The sequence below is a fragment of the Amycolatopsis ruanii genome, from assembly GCF_003385175.1.
Taxonomy (GTDB): domain Bacteria; phylum Actinomycetota; class Actinomycetes; order Mycobacteriales; family Pseudonocardiaceae; genus Amycolatopsis_E; species Amycolatopsis_E thermalba.
This window is the reverse complement of the sequence record NZ_PQHY01000009.1, coordinates 33,289-53,926: the sequence shown is the minus strand read 5'-3', so window position 1 is coordinate 53,926 and position 20,638 is coordinate 33,289. Positions and strand designations below refer to the sequence as shown.

Here is a 20,638-nt window from a genome sequence, read left to right as displayed (position 1 = left end):
GCGCACGGTGAGTGGGCGTCGGCGCCTGGGCGCCTTCGGCGGGCGGTGGTTCGGTACCCGCGGTGAGTGGGCGCCTGTGCTGGCCGCGCGAGTTGCCCGCCATCGGCGGGGCAGTGCCCGGCGCCACCTGGAGTAGCCGTCTAGCCTCGCGGGGTCGCCCGCCTTCCACCGACGGGCGCGGGAGTGCGGGCCGCCCGGCGCTGGGTTACTCCACCAGCGTCTGGCGCAGCCACTGCTCCACGCCGGCGATGTGCACCGTCGCGGCGGCGCGGGCCACGTCGGGCTGCCGTGCGGTCAGCGCGTGCAGTATCGCGCGGTGCTCGGCCAGCGTGCGCTCCGCCACGCCCTCCTGCGTGATGCCCCGCCACGTCCGGGCCCGCTGCGTGCGGCCGGACAGGCTCTCCAGCAGCGAGGCCAGCACCGGATTCCCGCAACCGCCCGCGATGCGCCGGTGGAACTCCAGGTCGTTTTCCACCAGCTGGTCCACCGTCGGCCGGTCGCCCAGCGAGTCGAGCAGCTTCGCGAGGTCCTCGAGGTCGGCATCCGGCATGCACCGCGCCGCCATCTCGGTCACCGCGGGCTCGATCACGCGCCGCGCCTCCAGGAACTGCAGCACCGTGTCGTCGCGGTGGAAGTCCACCACGAACCCCATCGCGTCCATCAGCAGCGACGGCTCCAGGCTCGTCACGTAGGTGCCGTCGCCGCGGCGGACGTCCAGCACGTGGATGAGCGACAGCGCGCGCACCGCCTCGCGCAGCGAGTTGCGTGACAGGCCGAGGCGGTCAGCGAGGTCGGCTTCGCGGGGCAGGCGGTCGCCCGGGCGCAGCTCGCCGTCCACGATCATCTGCTTGATCGCCTCGATGGCGTCGTCGGTGACGGACATGCCGCTCAGCGTTCCACCACATCGGAGGGGATGGACCGGTGCACGGCCTCGTGGTCCAGCTCCGAACCCGGCGTCAACTCCGTGTGCAGCGCGATCTCCGGCATGCCCGCTCCCTGTCTGTCACGTAGGGGCAGGATACATCGGATCTTTCGCCGCACGATGCACCTGCAGCACGCCCGGCCGGGCGGCTACCAGGCCGCAGACGAGTTCGGGCACCACCAGCAGGAGCAGCAACCAGATCGAGGCGTGCCAGCCGCCGGTGAGGGTGTGCAGCAGCCCGAACGTCAGCGGCCCGGACGCGGCGAGGAGGTACCCGCCGGACTGGGCCATGCCGGACAGCCGCGCGGTGGTCGCGGCGTCGGGGGAGCGCAGGTTGAGCAGCGTCAGGGCGAGCGGGAACGCGCTGCCCGTGGCGATCCCGAAGATCGTGGTCCACACCCACCCGGCGCGCGGCGCCAGCAGCAGGCCGCCGAGCCCGATCACCATCAGCGCGGCGACCCCGAGCACGAGCGGCCGCTGGTCGCGCATCCGGGCGGCGACGACCGGCACGACGAACCCGAGGGGGATGCCGATGACGATGATGACCGAGTTCATCGTCCCGGCGGTGGCGGCCGGAACCCCGTGCTCGCGCATGATCTGGGGCAGCCACGAGGTCAGCGTGTAGAACATCAGCGACGCCATGCCCATGAAGACCATCACCGACCACGCCAGCGGCGAGCGCAGCAGCGACAGCTCCCCGTGCTCCGGGGCGGACGGGGGCCCGGCGGCGGGGCGCCGCGCGAGCGGGCCCCACGCCAGTGCCGCGACCAGCGCGGGCACCGCCCACACGACCAGCGCCAGCCGCCAGCCGCCGGCCTGCTCCAGCGGCACGGCCAGGCCCGCCGCGGCGGCGCCGCTGACGGACATGAGCATCATCGCCAGGCCGGTGAGTGTTCCCGCGCGGGTGGGGTAGACGCGTTTGATGACCGCCGGCACCAGCACGTTGCCCGTCGCGATCCCCGCCCCGGCCAGCACGGTGCCGGCGAACAACGCGCCCTTGCCGGGGACCGCGCGCAGCACGAGCCCGGTCGTGAGCACCAGCAGCGCCACGGTGATCGCCGCCTCCGTGCCGATCCGGCGGGCCAGCGCGGGGGCGAGCGCGGAGAACAGGCCCACGCACAGCTCCGGCAGGGTGGTGAGCACGCTGAGTTCGACGCCGCTCAGCCCGAACACGCCCTGCAGCTCGCCCAGGACCGGCGGGACGCCGGTGATGGCCGCACGCAGGTTGAGGGTCAGCAGCACCAGGCTGACCAGCGCCCAGGCCGCCTTCACGGCCGCGACCGGGAGGACCAGCGGGCGAGCGCGGCGGCGACGGCGGTCACCACCACGGTCTCGGCGAGCAACGACAGCCACACGGTGAACATCGGGACACCTCCTGGTTCCAGCGTGCGGCGCCGGACCGGGTAGGTCCAGGTTGCGTTTCCGGACATGACCGTGAAGAATCAGCTACATGATCGATCTGCGGAGGCTTCACGTGCTGCGGGCCGTGGACCACTACGGCACGGTGCGGGCGGCCGCGGAGGCCCTGCACTTCACCCCGTCGGCGGCCTCCCAGCAGATCCGCCAGCTGGGCCGGGAGCTCGGGGTGACCCTGCTCGAACCACAGGGCCGCCGGGTGCGGCTCACCCCGGCGGCGCAGCGGCTGCTGGCGCACGCGGACGACATCCAGGCGCGCTGGGAGCTGGCCGAGCGCGACCTGCGCGCCGACGACGACGAACCCGCCGGGCTGCTGCGGCTGGCGGGGTTCCCGGTCGCGGTCACCGCGCTGCTCGCCCCGGCCGCCGCGGCGCTGGTGACGCGGCATCCGCGGCTGACCCCGCGGATCAGCGAGGCCGAGGCCGGGGAGTGCTTCGACCTGCTGTTCACCGGCGACGCCGACCTGGCCCTGGTGGAGGCCAAGCCGGACGAGCCGCCACGCGACCGCGCCCGGTTCGACCAGCGGTCGCTGCTGGACGATCCGTTCGACCTGCTGGTCCCGGCGGGCCACCGGCTCGCCGCTCGGGAGCGGGTGGACCTCGCGGAGGCCGCCCGCGAGCCGTGGATCGTGCCGAGCACGCCGTGCACGTGCCGCACGCACGTGTTGTCCGCCTGCGGCGCGGCCGGCTTCACGCCGGACGTCGCCCACGACGCGGTGAACTGGGACGTCACGATCGCGCTGGTGGCGCACGGGCTGGGCGTGGCGCTGGTGCCCCGGCTGGCCCGGGTCCCGGCGAGCGCCGCCGTGGTGCGGCTGGCGTGCGAGGGCGAGCCCCGGCGCAAGATCCTGACGGTCACGCGTCCGGGCGGCCGTGCCCGTCCCGCGGTGGCCGCGGCGCTGGCAGAGCTGGAGCGGCTGGTGCCCACCATGCTCGCGGTCTGACGGCGGGCCGCCCGCTGGCGTGAACCGGCCGGCGGCCGGATTGCTCGGCGTGCCACGAGCTGCGGCGTGCGCCGCCGTGGCGTGGCCGGCGCCCCGCGATGGCCGCGTCGCCGTGCGGTGAGCGTGGATGGCCGGTGGTTTCGGCGGGCGGTCCGCCGTGGAACGGCGACCTGCGGCGGGGAGCCGGCCGGGCTGCTCGCCGCGGCCGCTGCCCCCGCGCTGCGGCGTGCGCCGCCGTGGTGCGGGTGGCGCCCCGCAGTGCCGCAGGGCGAGTGGGCCGCCGGTCGGGCGGTCAGCTGTCGAGCGCCGGGAGGTGCTGCGGCAGGCCGATGAGCGGGGTTTGCGGGTCGCCGGCCTCGGCGACGCGGTCCAGCACCGTGCGGACGGTCCAGCGGTCCGGGCGCAGAGCAGGATCGTCGAGTTCGTCCCACGTGATGGGGACCGACACCGGCGCTCCCGGCGCCGGGCGCGGGCTGAACGGGGCGACCAGGGTCTTGTTGATCGCGTTCTGCGTGTAGTCCAGGCGCGCCAGCCCGCCGCGCTCGTTCTTGTACCACCGCCAGCTCACCAGGTCCGGCAGGACGCGTCCGACGACCCGGGACAGGGCCTCGACCCAGGCGCGGGTGCCGGCGAAGGTGTAGCCGGGCGCGACGGGCACCCAGATCTGGATGCCGCGCCGCCCGGTGACCTTGGGCGTGCCCCGCAGGTCCAGGTGCTCCAGCGCGGTGCGGTACAGCCGGGCGAGTTCGACGATGTCGTCGAAGCCGGTGGTGGTGCCCGGGTCGATGTCGATCAGCGCCCAGCTGGGCTGGTGCACGTCGGGCAGCCGCGAGGTCCACGGGTGCAGCTCGACGCCGCCGAAGTTCGCCATCCACACCAGCGCCGGCACGCTGTCGAGCACCGCGTAGCACTGGGTCTCGCCGGGATCGGCTTCGGTGTTGTGCCAGCGGGTGAGCCAGTCCGGGGCGTGGCCGGGCACCTCCTTGTGCCAGAACCCGGGCCGGTCGACGCCGTCGGGGTAGCGGTGCGCGTTCACCGGGCGCCCGGCGAGGTAGGGCAGCATGACCGGGGCGATCCGCGCGTAGTAGCGGATGAGGTCCCGTTTCGTCACCGGCGGTTCGGCTTCGGTGCCCGGGAACAGCACCTTGTCCAGGTTGGTGAGCTTGAGCCGCCGTCCGGCGATGCTCCAGGTGCCGGACTTGCCGATCCCGTCGAGCGCGGCCAGCTCGCCGGCCGTCGGCGGGTCCCAGCGCGGGGCCAGGGGCACCTCGGCTTCGGCGGCCGGAACGTCGCTGCGCCACATCGCTTCGGGCGCGGCGGCGACCTCGTCGTTCGTGCGGCCCGATTTGACCGACCGGGGCAGCTCCTCCGGGTCCCAGCCGGGCCGGGCGTGCTCGTCGTGCTTGTGGATCAGCAGCCACTGCTCCTTGCCCCGCCGCGCGGTGCGGACGAGCGCGAACCGCCCGGCCAGCTTCTCGCCACGCAGGTCGAAGTGCAGCTCGCCGTCCTCGATCGCCCGCGCCGGATCGGTGCCCTCGGCCGGCTGCCAGGTGCCCCGGTCCCACACGATCACGTCCCCGCCGCCGTACTGGCCCTTCGGGATGACGCCCTCGAAGCCCGCGTACTCCAGCGGGTGGTCCTCGACGTACACCGCGAGCTGCCGCACCCCCGGGTCCAGCGTCGGGCCCTTGGGCACCGCCCAGCTGGCCAGCACGCCGTCGACCTCCAGCCGGAAGTCGTAGTGCAGCCGCCGGGCGCGGTGACGCTGCACGACGAAGCGGCGGCCCGGCTCACCGGCCGTGCCGCCGGCCGGCTCCGCGGTCACCGAAAAGTCCCGCTTGGCCCGGTAGGGCGCGAGCCGGTCCGTCGTCCGCCGTGGTGGGCTCACCCCATCCGGGTACCCAGCGCGAGGCAGGATGATCCCTGCCGCGCGGGGCGCCCGCCGTGGCCGGCGGCTCAGCGCGGCGGGTCCAGCATCGGCACGAGGAAGCGGCGCGCGACGTCCTTCAGCTGCTCCTCGTCGTCGAGGTCGATCAGACGGCTCGGGGTGACCAGGAACGACGTGGAGATCCGCACCATCAGCTCCGCGACCAGGTCCACGTCCACCCCGGCGGAGACGTGCCCCGCGGCCTGTTCGCGGCGCAGCTGGCCCGCCACGAAACCCCGCACCGTCGCCATCGTCCGGCCGCCGTCGCCGATCAGGGACGGGACGACCACCTCCGGCTCCACGTCCATCAGCCCGCCGATCAGCGGGTTGTGCCGGATCGCCCGCAACGCGCTCGCGAAACCGAGGACCACCCGGTCGGCCACGCTCGCCGCGCGCCGGATGTCCAGCAGGAACTGGTCGAAGTAGCGGCGGAACTCGCGCTGCACGACCTGCTCGACGAGCGCGTCCTTGGTGGCGAAGCGGCGGTAGACGGTGATCCGCGAAACCCCGGCCCGCTTCGCGACATCCTCCATTGTGGACCGCCGGATGCCCACGCGGCGGAACTGCTCGTAGGCGGCCTCGAGCACGCGCTCGGTGGTTTCGTCGGTGTCCCCGGCGCCGGCCATGGCGTCCACGAAGGCGCGCTCCAGCAGCGATTCCGAGCCCGGAGAGGTCATGAGGGCGGATCGTACAGGTTCCACGCGGGCCCTTCCCGGTTCGAAAACGGCCCCCTTGATACAAGGAACCAAGTGCTGTATCACAGTATCAGTCGATGTCAGCCGACTCGAGGAGGAGTCCGGGCATGGAGCAGCTCAACAGGCGCAACGCGTTGATGGTCGGCGGAGCACTGGGCGCGCTGGGGGCGCTCGGCGTGGTGTCCCCGGCCCAGGCCCGCGCCGCGTGGACGTGGTCCCCGCAGGGCTCGGTCGCCGGCGCCGGAGCGGGCGCCGATCCGCGCGGGTGTGGGACCCGGAGGCCGACCCCGTGGTCGCCGCGCTGCTGGACTCCGGTGACGTGCCCAGGGTGAACGCACTGCTGCGGACGTGGACGAAGAACGGCCAGCCGCTGCCGGCCGGCCTGCCCGCGGACCTGCGCGACTTCGTCGAAGAAGCCCGGCGGCTGCCCGCGTGGACCGATCACGCCAAGCTGGACCAGGCGTTCTCCTTCACCGAGCGGCGCGGGCTCTACCTCGGCGTGCTGTACGCGATGGCCAGCGGCATGATGAGCACGGTCATCCCCAAGGAGGCTCGGGCGGTCTACTACTCCTACGGCGGCGCCAATATGAAGGACCGCATCTCCAAGACCGCCAAGCTCGGCTACGACATCGGCACCCGCGACGCCTACGACCCGGGCGGCGAGATGATCGTCACCTGCGTCAAGACCCGCCTGGTGCACGCGGCGGTGCGGCACCTGCTGCCGCAGTCGCCGCACTGGACCGACGCCGCGCCCGAGGACATCCCGATCAGCCAGGCCGACATCATGGTCACCTGGCACAGCCTCGCCACCACGGTCATGCAGAAGCTGCTCGAGTGGCAGGTGCCGATCGCGGAGCAGGACTCCGTGGCCTACCTGCACTCGTGGCAGGTGACCGCGCACATGCTCGGCGTCCGCGACGAGTACATCCCCGCGTCCTGGCGCGAGGCCGGCTCGCAGGCCGAGCAGGTGCTGACCCCGATCCTCGCGCCGACCCCCGAGGGCAAGAACCTCGCGGACATCCTGCTCGGTCTCGGCGCCGAACTCGACGGCACCATCCTCACCCGGCCGCTGCTCGGCTCGTTCACGCGCTACACCCTCGGCGACGAGATCGCCGGCTGGCTGGAGATCCCCCGGGAACCGGTGTTCGACCCGCTGATCCGGACGCTGTGGCGGCCGTTCATCGCCGCGCGGGAGTTCGGCCTGCACTTCCCCGGCGCGAAGGAGACCTACTGGCTCTTCGAGGAGTTCATCCGCAAGGTCGTGCTCGTCTACCTGTCCGAGGCGCAACCGATCAGCATCGAGATCCCCGTGGTCAACCGTCCCTCCTGAAAGGACTGCCGGACATGACGGACATCAGCAGGCGCAAGGCGTTGCTCTCCGGCGGGGCGCTGGGCGCGCTCGGCGCGCTGAGCATCGCCGCGCCGGCGCAGGCACGCGACCTGGTGTGGACGTGGGCGCCCAGCGGTTCGGTCGCGGGCACGGGCGCCGGTGCCGACCCGCGCTGGGTGTGGGACACCGAAGCCGACGCGCTGCTGGCGTCACTGATGCAGCGCGGGGTCATTCCCCAGGTCAACGAGCTGCTGTGGAACTGGGAGCGCAACGACCAGCCACTGCCCGCCGGGCTGCCCGCGGACCTGCGCGACTTCATGGAACGGGCCCGGCGGCTGCCGGACTGGGCCGACCGCGGCAAGCTCGAACGCGCGGCCGAGTTCAACAAGAGCCGCGGGATCTACCTGAACCTGTGCAACGGCCCGGGCGGCGGGATCCTGGCGACCGCGATCCCGCACGAGGCCCGCGCCGTCTACTACTCGGCGGGCGGCGCGGACATGGAGGACCGGGTCGCGAAGACGAGCCTGTTCGGCTTCGCCGTGGGCTCGCTGAACGCCTACCGCCCGGACGGCAAGTGCGTGGTCGAGTGCGTGAAGACGCGGCTGGTGCACGCGGCGGTGCGCACCCTGCTCCAGCAGTCTCCGCACTGGCGGGACGGGATCCCGATCAGCCAGGAGGACATGCTCGTCACCTGGCACACCCTGCCGACCTTCGCGATGCGCAAGATGCGGGAGTGGGAGGTGCCGATCGGCGACGCCGACGCCGAGGCCTACCTGCACGTGTGGCAGGTGACCGCCCACCTGCTCGGCATCGCCGACGAGTACATCCCGGCCACCTGGGACGCCGCCTACGCGCAGTCCGACCAGGTCCTGCCGCGCAACATGGGACCCACCCCCGAGGGCGTCGAGCTCACCGACATCCTGCTCGGCCAGCTCGCCGAGCAGACCAGCCCGGGCAGCATCAGCCGCCCGCTGTGCAACGCGCTCGCCCGCTACCTGGTGGGTGACCGGGTGGCCGACTGGGACGGCATCCCGCGCGAACCGGTGTGGGACCGGCTGCTCCCGCAGATGTGGCCGCTGCTGGTGAAGTTCCGCGAGGGCCTGGTGCCGCTGCCGCTGGTGCCGGAGGTCGCCTGGACCATCGACGAGGCCCTGCGCCGGTACATCCTGTTCTACCTCACCAAGGGGCAGGAGACGAAGATCGAGATCCCGACCCGCAACCGGCCGGAGTAGGGCGTGGCCGGACCACTGGGCAGGCGGCGGTTCCTGGGATACGTGCTGGCCGCGCCGACCCTGGTGACCGCCGCCGGGCTCGGCCGGTCCCCGGCGGCGGCCCCGCTGCCGTCGCCGGAGATCACCGGGATCGCCGACCTCACCGACCTGATGACCCTGGCGACCCTGCCCACGGCGGGCCTGATCACCGTCGAGGTCGGCCCCGACGGCACGGTGTCCTTCGCGCTCCCGCGAGCCGAGGTGGGGCAGGGGATCACGACCTCGACGGCCATGCTGATCGCCGAGGAACTGGGCACCGGCGTGGACCGGGTGCGGGTCACGCTCGCCGACGCCCGCCCGGAACTGGTGTTCAACCAGCTCACCGGCGGCTCCAACACCACGGTCGCCACCTACACCCCGGTCCCGGTGGCCGCGGCGATCGCCCGGCAGCGGCTGCTCACCGCGGCTTCCCGCGAACTCGGTGTCCCGGCCGGCGAGCTGACCCTGGAGAACGGCGTCATCTCCGCGCCGGGGCGCGGCGGCACCGGCATCGGGGCGTTCGCGGCGCGGGCGGCGAGCGCGCGCACCGAGCCGGTGCGGGTCGGGCTGCGATCCCGCGAATCGTTCACCGTCATCGGCAAGCCGCACAACCGCATCGACGCGCTCGCGGCGGTCACCGGCCGCAAGAAGTTCGCGATGGACCTCGACGTGCCGGACGCGCTGCCGACCATGGTGTGCCGCGCGCCTACGCTGGGCGGCCAGCCCGGCGCGGTGCACAACCTCGCCGAGGTCCGGGCCCTGCCGGGCGTCACCGACGTCGCCGTGATCTCCACCGGGGTCGCCGTGCGGGCGCGGACCTTCGGGCAGTGCATCGACGCGGTGCGCGCGCTGCGGGTGTCCTGGCGTGACGGCACCGCGGCGGGGAAGTCCGACGACACCGTGCTCGCCGAGCTGCGTGCCGCCGAGCTGCCGATCGGGCCGCGGCCCCCGTTCACGCAGACCGTGGACGAGACGTTCACGTTCTTCTTCCGCAGCACCAGCGCGCTGGAAACCAACTGCGCGATCGCCGACGTGCGCCCGGGCCGGGCCGAGATCTGGGCGGGCCTCAAGGCGCCGATCGTGGCGAAGCAGGCCATCGCGGCTCGGCTCGGGCTGCCCCCGGGCGCGGTCACCGTGCACGTCACCGAAAGCGGCGGCTCGTTCGGGCGCAAGCTGTTCTTCGACGCCGCCGCGGAAGCCGCCGAGGCGTCGAAGGCGTTCGGCAAACCGGTCAAGCTCATGTGGCACCGCGCCGACGACTCCCGCCACGGCCGCGCCCACCCGATGGCGACCTCACGTGTGCGGGCCGCCTTCACCGGGAGCACCGTCGTGGGCTACGACCAGCGGCACACCAGCGTCGCGACCGACCTGGGGCACGGGTTCGGCGAGATCGCCACCGCGTTCGCCGCCCGGCTGCCGGTCGCCGACCGCGGGTTCGCCCAGGTGTTCTTCCAGCTCTCCCAGGAGATGTCCTACGACTTCGGGATCAGCACGCGGCTGCTGTCCGAAACGGATCGCGGCTTCCACACCGGCAGCATGCGCAACGTCTACTCGCCGGACGTCACCTGCGCCCGGGAACTCGTCGTCGACCGGCTCGCCGCCCGCATGGGCAAGGACGCCTACCGGTTCCGGCGCGAGTTCCTCCGCGACGACCGGTCCCGCGCCGTGCTCGACGCGGCCGCCGAAGCCGGTGAGTGGGGCCGCGCGCTGCCGGCCGGGGTGGCGCAGGGGATCGCCTTCCACGCCGAGTACAAGTCGGTCAGCGCGTGCCTGGTCGAGCTGGACTGCCGGCCGGAGACGGTGAACCGCGTCGTCCGCGACGGGGTGACCGGGCCACGGGTGACCAGGGCGGTGATGGCCGTGGACGTGGGCCTGGCGGTGAACCCGCGCGGGCTGGAGGCGCAGATGACGGGTTGCGTCATGGACGGCATCGCGCTGGCCCTGACCTCCAGCCTGCACCTGCGCGACGGCTACTTCCTGGAAGCCAGCTGGGACAACTACTTCTACACCCGGCAGTGGAACACGCCACCGGAGGTCCGGGTCGTCGTGCTGCCGGACACCGGCGACCGGCCCGGCGGTGCCGGCGAGCTCGGCGTCGCGGCCTCGTTCGCCGCCGTGGCGTGCGCCTACGGCCGCGCGACGGGCACCACGCCCCGCAGCTTCCCGATCAACCACGGCGTGTTGTCGTTCGAACCGAAACCGACCGTGCCGCCGGTCCCGCCGTCGCCTGCCGACGGCCTGAGGTGAGGAGTTCCGTGCCCGAACACACCTTCCGCGTCAACGGCGCCCAGGTCACCGTCGACGTCGACAGTGACGTCCGGCTCCTGTGGGTGCTGCGCGACGTCCTCGGCATCACCGGGCCCAAGTACGGCTGCGGCATCAACGTCTGCAAGGCGTGCACCAGCCACCTCAACGGGAAAGCCGTCAACCCGTGCGCCATCCCGGTCGGCGACCTCGGGCCGGCGGACGAGGTCACCACCATCGAAGGCCTGGCGGCCACGGCCGGCCAGGAGCTGCACCCGATGCAGCAGGCCTGGCTGGACCACGACGTCGCGCAATGCGGCTACTGCCAGCCGGGCCAGATCATGGCGGCGGTCGCCCTGGTCCAGCGGGTCGCCGCGGAGGGCCGCACGATCAGCGACGCCGACCTGGACACGCTGCGCAACATCTGCCGCTGCGGCACCTACCCCCGCATCCGCGCGGCGATCAGGTCGGCGGCGGCGAAGATGTGACCTGCCCGGCGCGTGCCGCGTCCAGCACGTACCCGGGCGGGTTCCTCGGCGCAGGCGCGTCACGGCCGGTCAGCATCGCGTCGTGGCGGGCGCACAGCCGGGCCGCCTCGTCTCGCCGGCCGTCCGTGAGCGCCAGCGTCGCCAGGCATCGGGTTGCGGATCCGCTCGAACAACTCCCGGGCGTTCGAGCAGCTCGCGCAGGTCGCCGCGGGCCGCGACCAGGTGCTCCACGTTGCCGGCCACCAGCGGCATCCGCTTGCCGGACAGTCGCTGGGCCAGCGGGGCAGCCGCGCGTTTCGCCCAGCCCGACCCCGCGGGTGATGCGGAAGGCGGCCGCGGCCCGCTCCAGCACCGCGAGCGCCACTCGCGTCTTGCCCACGCCGCCCGGTCCGGTCAGCGTGCGCAGCCGGGTCTCGCCCGCGCCGAGCAGTTCGGCCACCGTGGCGACGACGCCGTCCCGTCCGATGAGCGGCGTCAGCGGCCGGGGAGGCCAGCTCCTCCTGGGGCGGCGGGTGCCCGACGGCCACGCCGGACGTGCCGCGATCGCCATCCCGGTCGCGAGCCTCGTGCCATCGGGACTGGACTCTTCCGAGACGACGACATAGTGTCGGCCTCAGCCGCGGGAGAAGTCCGATGGGCAGACGGCTTTTCCCGATCGCGGCGCGGGCCACCGCTCCGGACCTCGGCGGTGCCACCCGGACTGTCCCGAAAGGAATTCGCGTTCGCTGTCCACTGTGGAGCGCACGGTCCGGGTCCGGTTGCGGGCGTTACCGGAGGAGGCGCACGACGTTGACCACCGTTTCCCACGAGCCAGCCAGGGACACCGCCGGGAGCCGGCCACCCGCCGAGCGTGAGCCGTGGTTCCCGGTCTACGGGGACGGCGGGCCGCCAGGTGCCGCGCGGGACCCGGAGTCGCTGCGCGCGACCCTCGCCACGGTCGCCGAGACCGCGGCCGCGCTGACGGCGCTGCTCGACGGCCTGCGCCGGGAGCAGACGCGCGAGCCGGCCATCCGGCAGACCCCGGTGTGCGTGGAGCTGGACCAGGCCGCGGCGGCCGCGGTCGACCTGCGCGCCGCGGCGGAGAGCGCCGCCAGGGCGGTGGCCGGGTTCGAGCGCCGGGCGCCGCAGGTGCGGCTCCCACGCCAGGAGACGCCGCGATAGGCCCGTGCCGCCAGCCTGAGCGGAGGGAGGCTCGACAACGGCTTGCCCGGCCGGGTCCCGGGTGTCTGGACGCGGGCCTGGCGGACGGCTCGCCTGCCGGCGCGCGGCTACCGGGGCCGGGCGTTGGCGGCGAAGCGGGCGGGTGCCCGTGATGCGGGCCGGGCGGCGCCGCGAGGGGCTTGCGGGGGGATCGTCTGGCCGCGGAACCCGCCCGCCGGCCACGGCGAACCGGCCGGACCCGCCGGCGCCCCGCTACCCGCCGGCCGCGCGCTCGTACACCTTCCGGCCGGCGAACCACGTCTGCTCCGCCCGCGTGCCCGCCAGCCGGTCCGCCGGGACGGCGAACGGGTCGCGGTCGAGCACCACGAAGTCGGCGGACTTGCCCGGCTCCAGCGAGCCGGTCACGTCGTCCACGCCCATCGCGCGGGCCGCGCCCAGCGTGTAGGCCTGCAGGGCCTCCTCGAGGGTCAGGGCCTGCTCCGGCCACAACCGGCCGGGGTGGACGCCCGTGGGATCGGCCCGCGTCACCAGCCCCTGGATCCCCGGCCACGGGTCCGGCGAGGGCACCACCGGCCAGTCCGAACCCCCGGCCACCAGCACGCCCGCGTCGACCAGGTCGCGGTTCGGGTGCAGCCGCTCCGCCCGCTCCCGCGGCACGCACGCGCAGATCGCCTCGAAGATGACCCCCGGGAACCACAGCGCGGGCGACAGGTCCGCGATCACCCCGAGTCCGGCCATCCGCGGCACGTCCTCCTCGGCGACGTACTGGCCGTGCGCGATGTGGAACTTCGCCGCGCCGAACCCTTCGGCCCGCACCGCGGCCACCGCGTCCAGCGTCATCCGCACCGAGGCGTCCCCGGTGCAGTGGATCTTCGCCGACAGGCCCTGCCCGGCCACGCGCAGCAGCCAGCCGGTCAGTTCCTCCGCGGTCATCGTGGTCTCGCCGCGCCAGGACGGGCCGTGCACGTCGTCGGGCAGGTACGGCCGCAGGAACGCGGCGGTCTTCGACGTCGGCACCCCGTCCAGGAAGATCTTGACGAAGTCCGGGCGGTGGTGGCGCCCGCGGTAGTCCTCCCGCACGTCGATGAGGTCCTGCCCGAGCGGGTGCGTGCCGAAGATCTTGTCGTTGACCTGCAGCGACGTCACCACCCACGCGTCCAGCCGCCCGGTGTCGTCCAGGTGCTTGAGCGCCCGCAGCATCGGCAGCGACGCGGCGGCGTCCTGGAAGGCGGTGACGCCGAACGAGTGCAGGATCTCGATCCCCCGCAGGCACGCCTGGGCATCCTGTTCCACAGTGGACGGCGCCGAGGCCGCATATGCCCGCTCGACCGGGATCAGCGCGGACTCGATGAGCAGCCCGGAGCCGGGGGAGATCCCGGCGAGCGCCAGCGCGGCCGAGGACACCCAGCGGTTGTGGCAGCTGTCGTCGCGCAGCAGCACCGGCCGCCCGCCGGCCGCGTCGTCGAGCGCGGCCAGCGCTTCCGGCGTGGACAGCTCCGGGATCAACGTGCTGCCCCACCCGCCGCCGACCACCCAGCCGTCCGGCGGCAGGTCCGCCGACCAGGCCCGGATGGCGGCCAGCAGCCCGGGCAGGTCCTCGGTGCCGTCGAACTTCAGCTCGAACAGGTCGGCCCGCCCGGCGGTCAGGTGGTGGTTGTGGACGTCGGCGAGCGCGGGCATCAGGAACGCGCCGCCGTGGTCGACGACCTCGCCGTCGTACGACGACAGCAGCTCCTCGCCGCCGACGGCGGTGATCACCCCGTCGGTGACGACGAGGACCGCGGCTCGCGGCCGCGCCGGGTCGAGCGTGCGGATCCGGGCGTTGCGGTGGATCTGAACGGACATCGGGGTTTCTCCACTCAGTCGCAGCAGTGTGATCCGGCGGCCCGCGGCACGTCGAGGGCGGGGTTGCGGTCGAAGAACCCGACCGGCCTGAGCTTGAACCCGGTGTAGTCGACCGGCATGATCGGCCAGTCCTCCGGGCGCGGGAAGTGGGTGAGCCCGAAGGTGTGCCACACGACGAGGTCCTGCCCGTCGATGTCCCGGTCGTCCGCCACGTAGGCGGGCAGCCCGGCGCCGCCGGGGTGCTGGTTGACGAAATCACCGGCGGCGTAGCGCTGCGCGGGGTCGTAGCGGGTGACCCACAGGTGCTTGGTGGCGAAGGTGGCGCGGCGGTGGATCGAGGACTCCTCGTCGGCGAGCAGCTCGGGATTGCCCTCGGGGATCAGCGCGTAGGCGACCGGATCGCCGAGCCGGTTGCGGGAGCCGGGGTTGGTGATGTGCCAGACGCGGCCGCGGAAGGGGCCGGCGAGCCGCTGCGCCTCGGACTCGCGCCGCAGCGGGGTCCGGCGGTGGGTGAAGGCGTTGCCGCGCGGGTTGTCCGGCCCGATCGGCACCCGCTCGACCTCGACCTCTTCGACCAGGTTCGCCGGCCCGTCCACGGCCATGTCCAGGCGCGCGCTGAACAGGTGCTGGTGGTAGGGGGCGCCCAGGCCGGGGGCGAGTTCGGCGGCGTAGGGGTAGCCCTTGCCGGGGTAGGCCGAGGTGAACACCACGCCGGTGGCCTTGACCTCGCACTCGATGGTGCCGTCGAGGTAGAGGTACCAGTAGAAGCCGTAGTCGTAGTTGCCGATGGTGGTGAAGAAGGAGATCACCATGCGGCGCTGGCGGCGGGTCTCCGACGAGCCGGCCCACAGGTCGGTGTGCTTCCAGAGGATCCCGTAGTCCTCCTCGTGCAGGCAGATCGCGTTGGGCAGCACGCGGGGGTGGCCGAACTCGTCGGCGATCATCGCGTCCAGGTAGGTGATCTCGCCCAGGCAGTCGCAGCCGAGCTCGAGCGCGTTGGCGTAGCGGCCGACGAGGTATTCACCGGTGTCGAAGTAGTTCTGCCACGAGCGGATGGGGGAGGGGTCGGCGTAGGGCACGACCATCTCCGAGATCGAGGCCCGGTGCACGATCGGCCGGTCGCGGCCGCCGTCGCGGAAGGCGATCCCGTGCAGGACCAGCCCCTCACGCGCGTCGAAGCCGATGCGCAGCGACCAGTTCTCCCACCTCAGCAGGTTCCCGTCGAGGGTGAAGCTGGGGCCCTCGGGCTGGGTGATCTCCAGCGGTTTCTGCGAGGTGCGGAGCGGACCGGTGACCGCGGGGTCGTCGAAGTTGCCCGGCTCGGCGGGAACCGGGACCGGCCCCAGGTCGATCACCCGGGTGACCTCCCGGGCCGTGACGTCCACGTAGCCGACGAGCCCGTCGACGGGGTGGGCCCACGCGTGGTCCCGCGGGTGCTCCTGGACGAAGGCCAGGCCGCGCAGGATGCGCCGCCCGGTCTCCTCCGGGTAGCCGAACACCCCGGCCGACAGCGGCGCCACCCGCACCTTCGCCACGTCCAGGTCGCGGGCGGCCAGCGCGGCCAGCCACCGCTCGTCCTTGGCGAGCACCTCCTCGACCAGGGCGAACTCCTCGTCCAGCACGGGCAGCTGCCCGTCCACGGCGGGGTCGAGCGTGCGCTGCGCGAGCACGGACTCCGCGGTGAGCGACACCAGCACGTCCCGGCCACCGGTGACGTCGTGCAGCAGGACGCGCACCACGCGATCGGGGCGGACCGCGTCCTTGGCGGGCTCTTCGAGCCCCAGGTAGGCGACCCGGGCGGTGCCGGGGAAGAGGCCGGCGCTGGTGAGGATTCGGCGGGCGGTGGTGATCTCGTCGGCGGTCAGCGGCGCGAGCGGGTGGGCCGGAGGCATCGTCGGACTCCTTTTTTCTCCACGTGTAGACGAAAGGGTGAGGCATCGTCGCCGCGAGCGCAAGGGGCCGTTACCGTGAAGGCATGCCGAAGCAGGTGGACCACGACCGGCGGCGCGCGGAGATCGCCGGCGCCGCGTGGCGCGTGATCGCCGAACGGGGCATCGACGCGGCCACCATGCGGGCCATCGCCGGGGAGATGGGCATGGCCAACGGCGCGCTGAAGCACTACTTCCCGGGCAAGAACGCGCTCATCCGCACCGCGTTCACCCGCGTGGTCGACAACACCGACGCCCGCGTGCGGGACCGCCTCGGCGAGGCGACGGGACTGGCGGCCCTGCGCGTGTTCTGCCACGAGGTCATGCCGGTCGAGGACGTCACGCGGCTGGAGGCCCGGGTCGTCCTGCCGTTCTGGCAGCGCGCCCTCGCCGACGCCGAGCTGGAGGCGGTCTACGACGCGGCGATGACCGCGTGGCGGGCGCGGATCGGCGGGTTCCTCCGCGACGCCCGCGCCGCGGGCGAGGTCCGCACCGCCGTCCCGGACGAGGTGATCGTCGAGCAGCTGCTCGCCATGCTCAACGGGGTGCAGGCCCTGGCGCTGCTCAGCCCGGGCACGACCACGCCGGAGCTGCAACGGCGGATGATCGACGCGTTCCTGGACGGGCTGGCGTAGGGGAATCCTTCAGCGGGCGAAGGGAAACACCCAATGTCGCCCGGAACCGCCCGTGATTAGCGTTTTTCAGCAACGCTGGCGAAAATCACGGGAGGCGTTCGTGCCGTTGGACGAAGACCTGTTGCCCGAAGCGCGGAAATCGTATCGTTACCAGTGGTACGTGGTGGCGGTGTGCATGGTCGCCTACGTGTTCTCGTTCGTCGACCGGCAGATCCTGTCGCTGATGATCGAGCCGATCAAGCGCGATCTGCACCTGTCCGACACCCAGTTCAGCCTGCTCAACGGGCTGGCGTTCTCCCTGCTGTACTCGGTGATGGGCCTGCCCATCGCGATTCTCGCCGACAAGCGCTCCCGCCCGCTGATCATCTCGATCGGGGTCGCGTTCTGGAGCCTGGCCACCGCCGCCTCCGGGCTGGCGAAGGGATTCGTGCACCTGTTCCTCGCCCGGATCGGCGTCGGCGTGGGCGAGGCCGCGCTGTCGCCCGCCGCGTATTCCATGTTCAGCGACATGTTCCCGAAGAGCAAACTCGGGCGCGCGTACGGGATCTATTCGCTGGGCTCGTTCATCGGCGGCGCCGCCGCGTTCATCATCGGCGGTTACGTCATCAACCTGCTCAAGTCGGTCGACACCGTCGCGCTGCCGCTGATCGGCGAGGTGCGGGCGTGGCAGCTGACGTTCCTGATCGTCGGGCTGCCCGGGGTCGTCCTGGCGCTGCTGGTGTTCCTCACGGTGCGCGACCCGCGGCGCCGCGGGCTGCAGCGCGACGCCGACGGCGGCGTGCGCAAGGTCGCGCTGCGTCACGTGTTCGCGTTCCTGTGGGCCCACCGCCGCACGTTCACCGCGCACTACCTGGGGTTCTCGCTCTACGCGCTGGTGCTGCTCGGGATGATGGCGTGGACCCCGGCGTTCTACATCCGCACCTTTTCGCTGACCTCCACGCAGGCCGGCTACCTGCTCGGCGTGGTGGTGCTGGTCGCCAACGGCAGCGGCGTGCTCTTCGGCGGCGGGCTGGTCGACCGGCTCGCCCGGCGCGGCCACACCGACGCCGGGATGCGGGCGGGGGTGATCGGCGCGCTGGGCATGATCGTCCCGGTCGTCGCGTTCACCCAGGCCGGGCAGCTGTGGCTGTCGCTGGTGCTGCTGGCCGTGGCGATGTTCTTCGCGTCCTTCCCGATGCCGGCCTCCACCGCCGCCATGCAGGTGCTCAGCCCCAACCAGATGCGCGCCCAGGTGTCGGCGATCTTCCTGCTGAGCTCGAACCTGATCGCGCTCGCGCTGGGCACCACCCTCGTCGCGCTGGTCACCGACCGGGTCTTCGGCGACCCGAAGATGGTCGGCTCCTCACTGTCCATTGTCTACGGTCTCGCCTCCGTGGCGACCGTGCTGCTGCTGTGGCGCGGGTGCCGGCACTTCCGGCACAGCCTCGCGGCCGAGCGGGAGACCGGGGAACGCGCCGCGCAACCGGAAGGAGTCAGCTAGATGAGGATCGCAGTGCTGGGCGGTGGCCACGGGTGCTGGGCCGCGGCGGCCGAACTGACCGAGCACGGGCACGACGTGCGGTGGTGGCGACGCGACACCGCCGCGCACCAGGCCCTGCGCGACGCCGGTGCGATCACCGTGCGCGACCACCGCGGCACCCGGCACGTGCGGGTGGGACAGCTGGTCACCGCCCACGCCGAGGCGGTGCGCGAGGCCGAGCTGATCGTCGTCCCGCTGCCGTCGACCACCCACCCCGACCTGGCCGCCCGGCTCGCCCCGCTGCTCACCGACGGGCAGGTGGTGTTCCTGCCGCCGGGCACGCTCGGGTCGGTCCTGTTCGGCAAGGCGCTGGCCGACGCGGGCAACCCCGCCGACGTCGCGTTCGCCGAGACCGGCACGCTGCCCTACCTGGCCCGCCGCCACGGCGACACCGAGGTGGTGATCAGCGGCTACGCGACCCGGCTGCCCACCGGCGTGTTCCCGGCCCGGCTGGCCGGCAAGGCGTTCGACGTGCTGCGCGCGGCCTACCCGAGCGTGGAGGAGAGCGAGGACGGGCTGAGCGGGGCCCTGATGAACGCCGGGCCGGTGATCCACCCGCCGCTGATCCTGATGAACGCCGGGCCGCTGGAGCACTTCGACGCCTGGGACATCCACAACGAGGGCACCCAGCCCGCGATCCGGCGGGTCACCGACGCCCTGGACGCCGAGCGGATCGCGCTGCGCGAGGCGCTGGGCTACGGCGCGCCGCACTTCCCGCTGGCCGACCACTACGCCACCGACGGCGACGAGTGGATGTACGGCCGGGCCGCGCACGAGAAGCTGACCGACAGCGGCGACTGGCGGGAGAAGATCGACCTGCTCACCCACCGCTACATGCTGGAGGACACCCGGCTGGGCCTGTCGCTGCTGGTGTCGGTGGGCCGCTGGGCGGGGGTGCCGACGCCGGTCGCGGCCGGTCTGCTGAGCCTCGCCTCCGCCGTCACCGGGCGCGACCTCTACGCCGAGGGCCGCACCCTGGAGAGCCTCGGGCTGGCCGGGCTGTCCCGGCCGGAGCTGGCCCGCCTGCTGCGGGAGGGTTTCACCTCGTGAGCGACGACATCGCCGTGGTCGGGGCCGGCCGCATGGGGGAGGGCATCGCGCTCACCTGCCTCGCGGCCGGTTTTCCCGTGGTGCTGGCCGACGTCAAGGACCGCACCGGAGACGAACGGAACGCCTACGCCGGCCGGGTCCGCGCGCGCCTGGCCGGGAAGCTCGGCGAGGACGCGCTGGCCCGGTTGACCGTGTGCGGGCGGGAGCCCGGCACGCTGTCCGGCGCGGCGGTGGTGTTCGAGGCGGTGCCGGAGGTCCTGGAGATCAAGCGGGACGCGCTCGCCTGGGCCTGCGCGCAGGTCGCGGGGGACGCGGTGATCGCCTCGACCACGTCGACGTTCCTGGTCACCGAGATCGCCGCGCTGGTCGGGCGGCCGGAGCGGGCGGTCAACGCGCACTGGCTCAACCCCGCCGACGTGATGCCGCTGGTCGAGGTCAGCCGCAGCGACGACACCGACCCGGCGGCGGTCGCCCGGCTGACCGGCCTGCTGGAGCGCCTCGGCAAGATCCCGGTGGTGTGCGGGCCCGCGGCGGGCTACATCGTGCCGCGGCTGCAGGCGCTGGTGATGAACGAAGCGGCCCGCATGGTCGAGGAGGGCGTGGCGAGCCCCGCCGACATCGACCTGGCCGTGCGGGCCGGGCTCGGCCCGCGGTTCTCGGTGCTGGGGCCGCTGGAGTTCATCGACTGGGGCGGCGGCGACATCCTCTACTACGCCTCCCGCTACCTGACCGACCGGCTCGGTGACCGGTTCCGGCACCCGGACGTGATCGAGCAGAACATGACGGCCGGCCGCCGCGGCCTGCGGGACGGGACCGGGTTCTACGCCTTCGACCCCGGCCGGGTGGCGGAGTACCGGGCGGCGCGGATGCGGGAGTTCGCCGAGCTGTTCCGCCTGCGCGAGCCGGAGTTGCGGCACGGCACCGAGGTACCGACGCGGGACTGAGCGGACGGGGCTCGTCGCGAGCGCGACGGGCCCCGTCCTGCGGATCCGGGATGCGCCGCGATCAGCCGGCGAGGTTGCGCAGGCGCGCCGAGGGAGTCGAACACGGAGGTCCTCCCGCGACGGCACTGCCTCCGCGCCCCGGGCGGGGGAGTACAGCCACCAGAAATTGCCCCACGGGTCGCGCAGGGTCCTCACCGCCGAAGAACGGCGCTACCTCGGTGACCACCACGGCGCCTCGCGCGGTGGCGCGATCGGGCACCGAGTCGCCGATCGCCACCTCGGCGTGGATCTGCAGCTCGACCGGTTCGGCCTCGCTTGACCCCGGGTACCGGTCCGGCGCC

Annotated in this window: 16 protein-coding genes and 1 pseudogene; 10 read left to right on the top strand and 7 right to left on the bottom strand. The window is 73.3% G+C overall.

Annotated features, from left to right (window positions below; translation table 11 throughout):
* Window positions 1–205 precede the first annotated feature (205 nt).
* The 3 genes from D0D28_RS06975 to D0D28_RS35540 all read right to left on the bottom strand — a co-directional run bounded on the left by D0D28_RS06975 (window position 206) and on the right by D0D28_RS35540 (window position 2,352).
* Window positions 206–883, bottom strand: coding sequence for a FadR/GntR family transcriptional regulator (locus D0D28_RS06975; RefSeq protein ID WP_094005380.1), 678 nt, complete (start codon window positions 881–883; stop codon window positions 206–208).
* A 120-nt stretch (window positions 884–1,003) separates the two neighbouring features.
* Complete coding sequence (locus tag D0D28_RS06965; protein ID WP_116110121.1) at window positions 1,004–2,194, bottom strand: CynX/NimT family MFS transporter; 1,191 nt, start codon at window positions 2,192–2,194, stop codon at window positions 1,004–1,006.
* Window positions 2,191–2,352 (bottom strand): hypothetical protein, encoded by a 162-nt coding sequence (locus D0D28_RS35540; RefSeq protein ID WP_162831002.1) that lies wholly within the window; start codon window positions 2,350–2,352, stop codon window positions 2,191–2,193. The genes D0D28_RS06965 and D0D28_RS35540 overlap by 4 nt, the downstream gene beginning before the upstream one ends.
* Window positions 2,353–2,372: 20 nt before the next feature.
* On the opposite strand from D0D28_RS35540, the gene D0D28_RS06960 reads away from it, so the two are divergent.
* Window positions 2,373–3,281, top strand: a complete 909-nt coding sequence (locus D0D28_RS06960) for a LysR family transcriptional regulator (RefSeq protein ID WP_116110120.1) — start codon at window positions 2,373–2,375, stop codon at window positions 3,279–3,281.
* Window positions 3,282–3,573: 292 nt separating this feature from the next.
* Here the strand turns inward: D0D28_RS06960 and D0D28_RS06955 are convergent, their stop codons facing one another.
* Entirely contained in the window at window positions 3,574–5,169 is a 1,596-nt protein-coding gene (locus tag D0D28_RS06955) for a DNA polymerase ligase N-terminal domain-containing protein (protein ID WP_116110119.1), read from the bottom strand.
* A 68-nt stretch (window positions 5,170–5,237) separates the two neighbouring features.
* A complete protein-coding gene (locus D0D28_RS06950; protein ID WP_116110118.1) occupies window positions 5,238–5,885 on the bottom strand; it encodes a TetR/AcrR family transcriptional regulator in 648 nt (215 codons plus the stop codon).
* A 125-nt stretch (window positions 5,886–6,010) separates the two neighbouring features.
* Between D0D28_RS06950 and D0D28_RS06945 the strand changes: the two are divergent.
* The 5 genes and pseudogenes from D0D28_RS06945 to D0D28_RS06925 all read left to right on the top strand — a co-directional run bounded on the left by D0D28_RS06945 (window position 6,011) and on the right by D0D28_RS06925 (window position 12,376).
* Window positions 6,011–7,233 (top strand): annotated as a pseudogene (locus D0D28_RS06945) (oxygenase MpaB family protein).
* A 14-nt stretch (window positions 7,234–7,247) separates the two neighbouring features.
* Window positions 7,248–8,465, top strand: coding sequence for an oxygenase MpaB family protein (locus tag D0D28_RS06940; protein ID WP_116110117.1), 1,218 nt, complete (start codon window positions 7,248–7,250; stop codon window positions 8,463–8,465).
* 3 nt (window positions 8,466–8,468) lie between these two features.
* The gene (locus D0D28_RS06935; protein ID WP_116110116.1) at window positions 8,469–10,730 is read left to right on the top strand and encodes a molybdopterin cofactor-binding domain-containing protein; all 2,262 of its coding nucleotides are present in this window, start codon (window positions 8,469–8,471) and stop codon (window positions 10,728–10,730) included.
* A gap of 8 nt (window positions 10,731–10,738) precedes the next feature.
* Window positions 10,739–11,215, top strand: coding sequence for a (2Fe-2S)-binding protein (locus D0D28_RS06930; RefSeq protein ID WP_116110115.1), 477 nt, complete (start codon window positions 10,739–10,741; stop codon window positions 11,213–11,215).
* A gap of 789 nt (window positions 11,216–12,004) precedes the next feature.
* Complete coding sequence (locus D0D28_RS06925; protein ID WP_116110114.1) at window positions 12,005–12,376, top strand: hypothetical protein; 372 nt, start codon at window positions 12,005–12,007, stop codon at window positions 12,374–12,376.
* Window positions 12,377–12,628: 252 nt separating this feature from the next.
* Here the strand turns inward: D0D28_RS06925 and D0D28_RS06920 are convergent, their stop codons facing one another.
* On the bottom strand, window positions 12,629–14,221 hold the full coding sequence (locus tag D0D28_RS06920) for an amidohydrolase (protein WP_116110113.1): 1,593 nt from the start codon (window positions 14,219–14,221) through the stop codon (window positions 12,629–12,631).
* Window positions 14,222–14,235: 14 nt separating this feature from the next.
* On the bottom strand, window positions 14,236–16,113 hold the full coding sequence (locus D0D28_RS06915; RefSeq protein ID WP_116110112.1) for a primary-amine oxidase: 1,878 nt from the start codon (window positions 16,111–16,113) through the stop codon (window positions 14,236–14,238).
* An 83-nt stretch (window positions 16,114–16,196) separates the two neighbouring features.
* Here D0D28_RS06915 and D0D28_RS06910 point away from each other — a divergent pair, with 83 nt between their 5' ends.
* From D0D28_RS06910 to D0D28_RS06895, 4 genes are all read left to right on the top strand, one after another.
* The gene (locus D0D28_RS06910) at window positions 16,197–16,784 is read left to right on the top strand and encodes a TetR/AcrR family transcriptional regulator (RefSeq protein ID WP_094005393.1); all 588 of its coding nucleotides are present in this window, start codon (window positions 16,197–16,199) and stop codon (window positions 16,782–16,784) included.
* A 100-nt stretch (window positions 16,785–16,884) separates the two neighbouring features.
* On the top strand, window positions 16,885–18,264 hold the full coding sequence (locus D0D28_RS06905) for a spinster family MFS transporter (protein ID WP_116110111.1): 1,380 nt from the start codon (window positions 16,885–16,887) through the stop codon (window positions 18,262–18,264).
* Complete coding sequence (locus D0D28_RS06900) at window positions 18,265–19,353, top strand: NAD/NADP octopine/nopaline dehydrogenase family protein (RefSeq protein WP_116110110.1); 1,089 nt, start codon at window positions 18,265–18,267, stop codon at window positions 19,351–19,353.
* Complete coding sequence (locus D0D28_RS06895) at window positions 19,350–20,297, top strand: 3-hydroxyacyl-CoA dehydrogenase NAD-binding domain-containing protein (protein ID WP_116110109.1); 948 nt, start codon at window positions 19,350–19,352, stop codon at window positions 20,295–20,297. Before D0D28_RS06900 ends, D0D28_RS06895 begins: the two co-directional genes overlap by 4 nt.
* The last annotated feature ends 341 nt before the right edge of the window (window positions 20,298–20,638 follow it).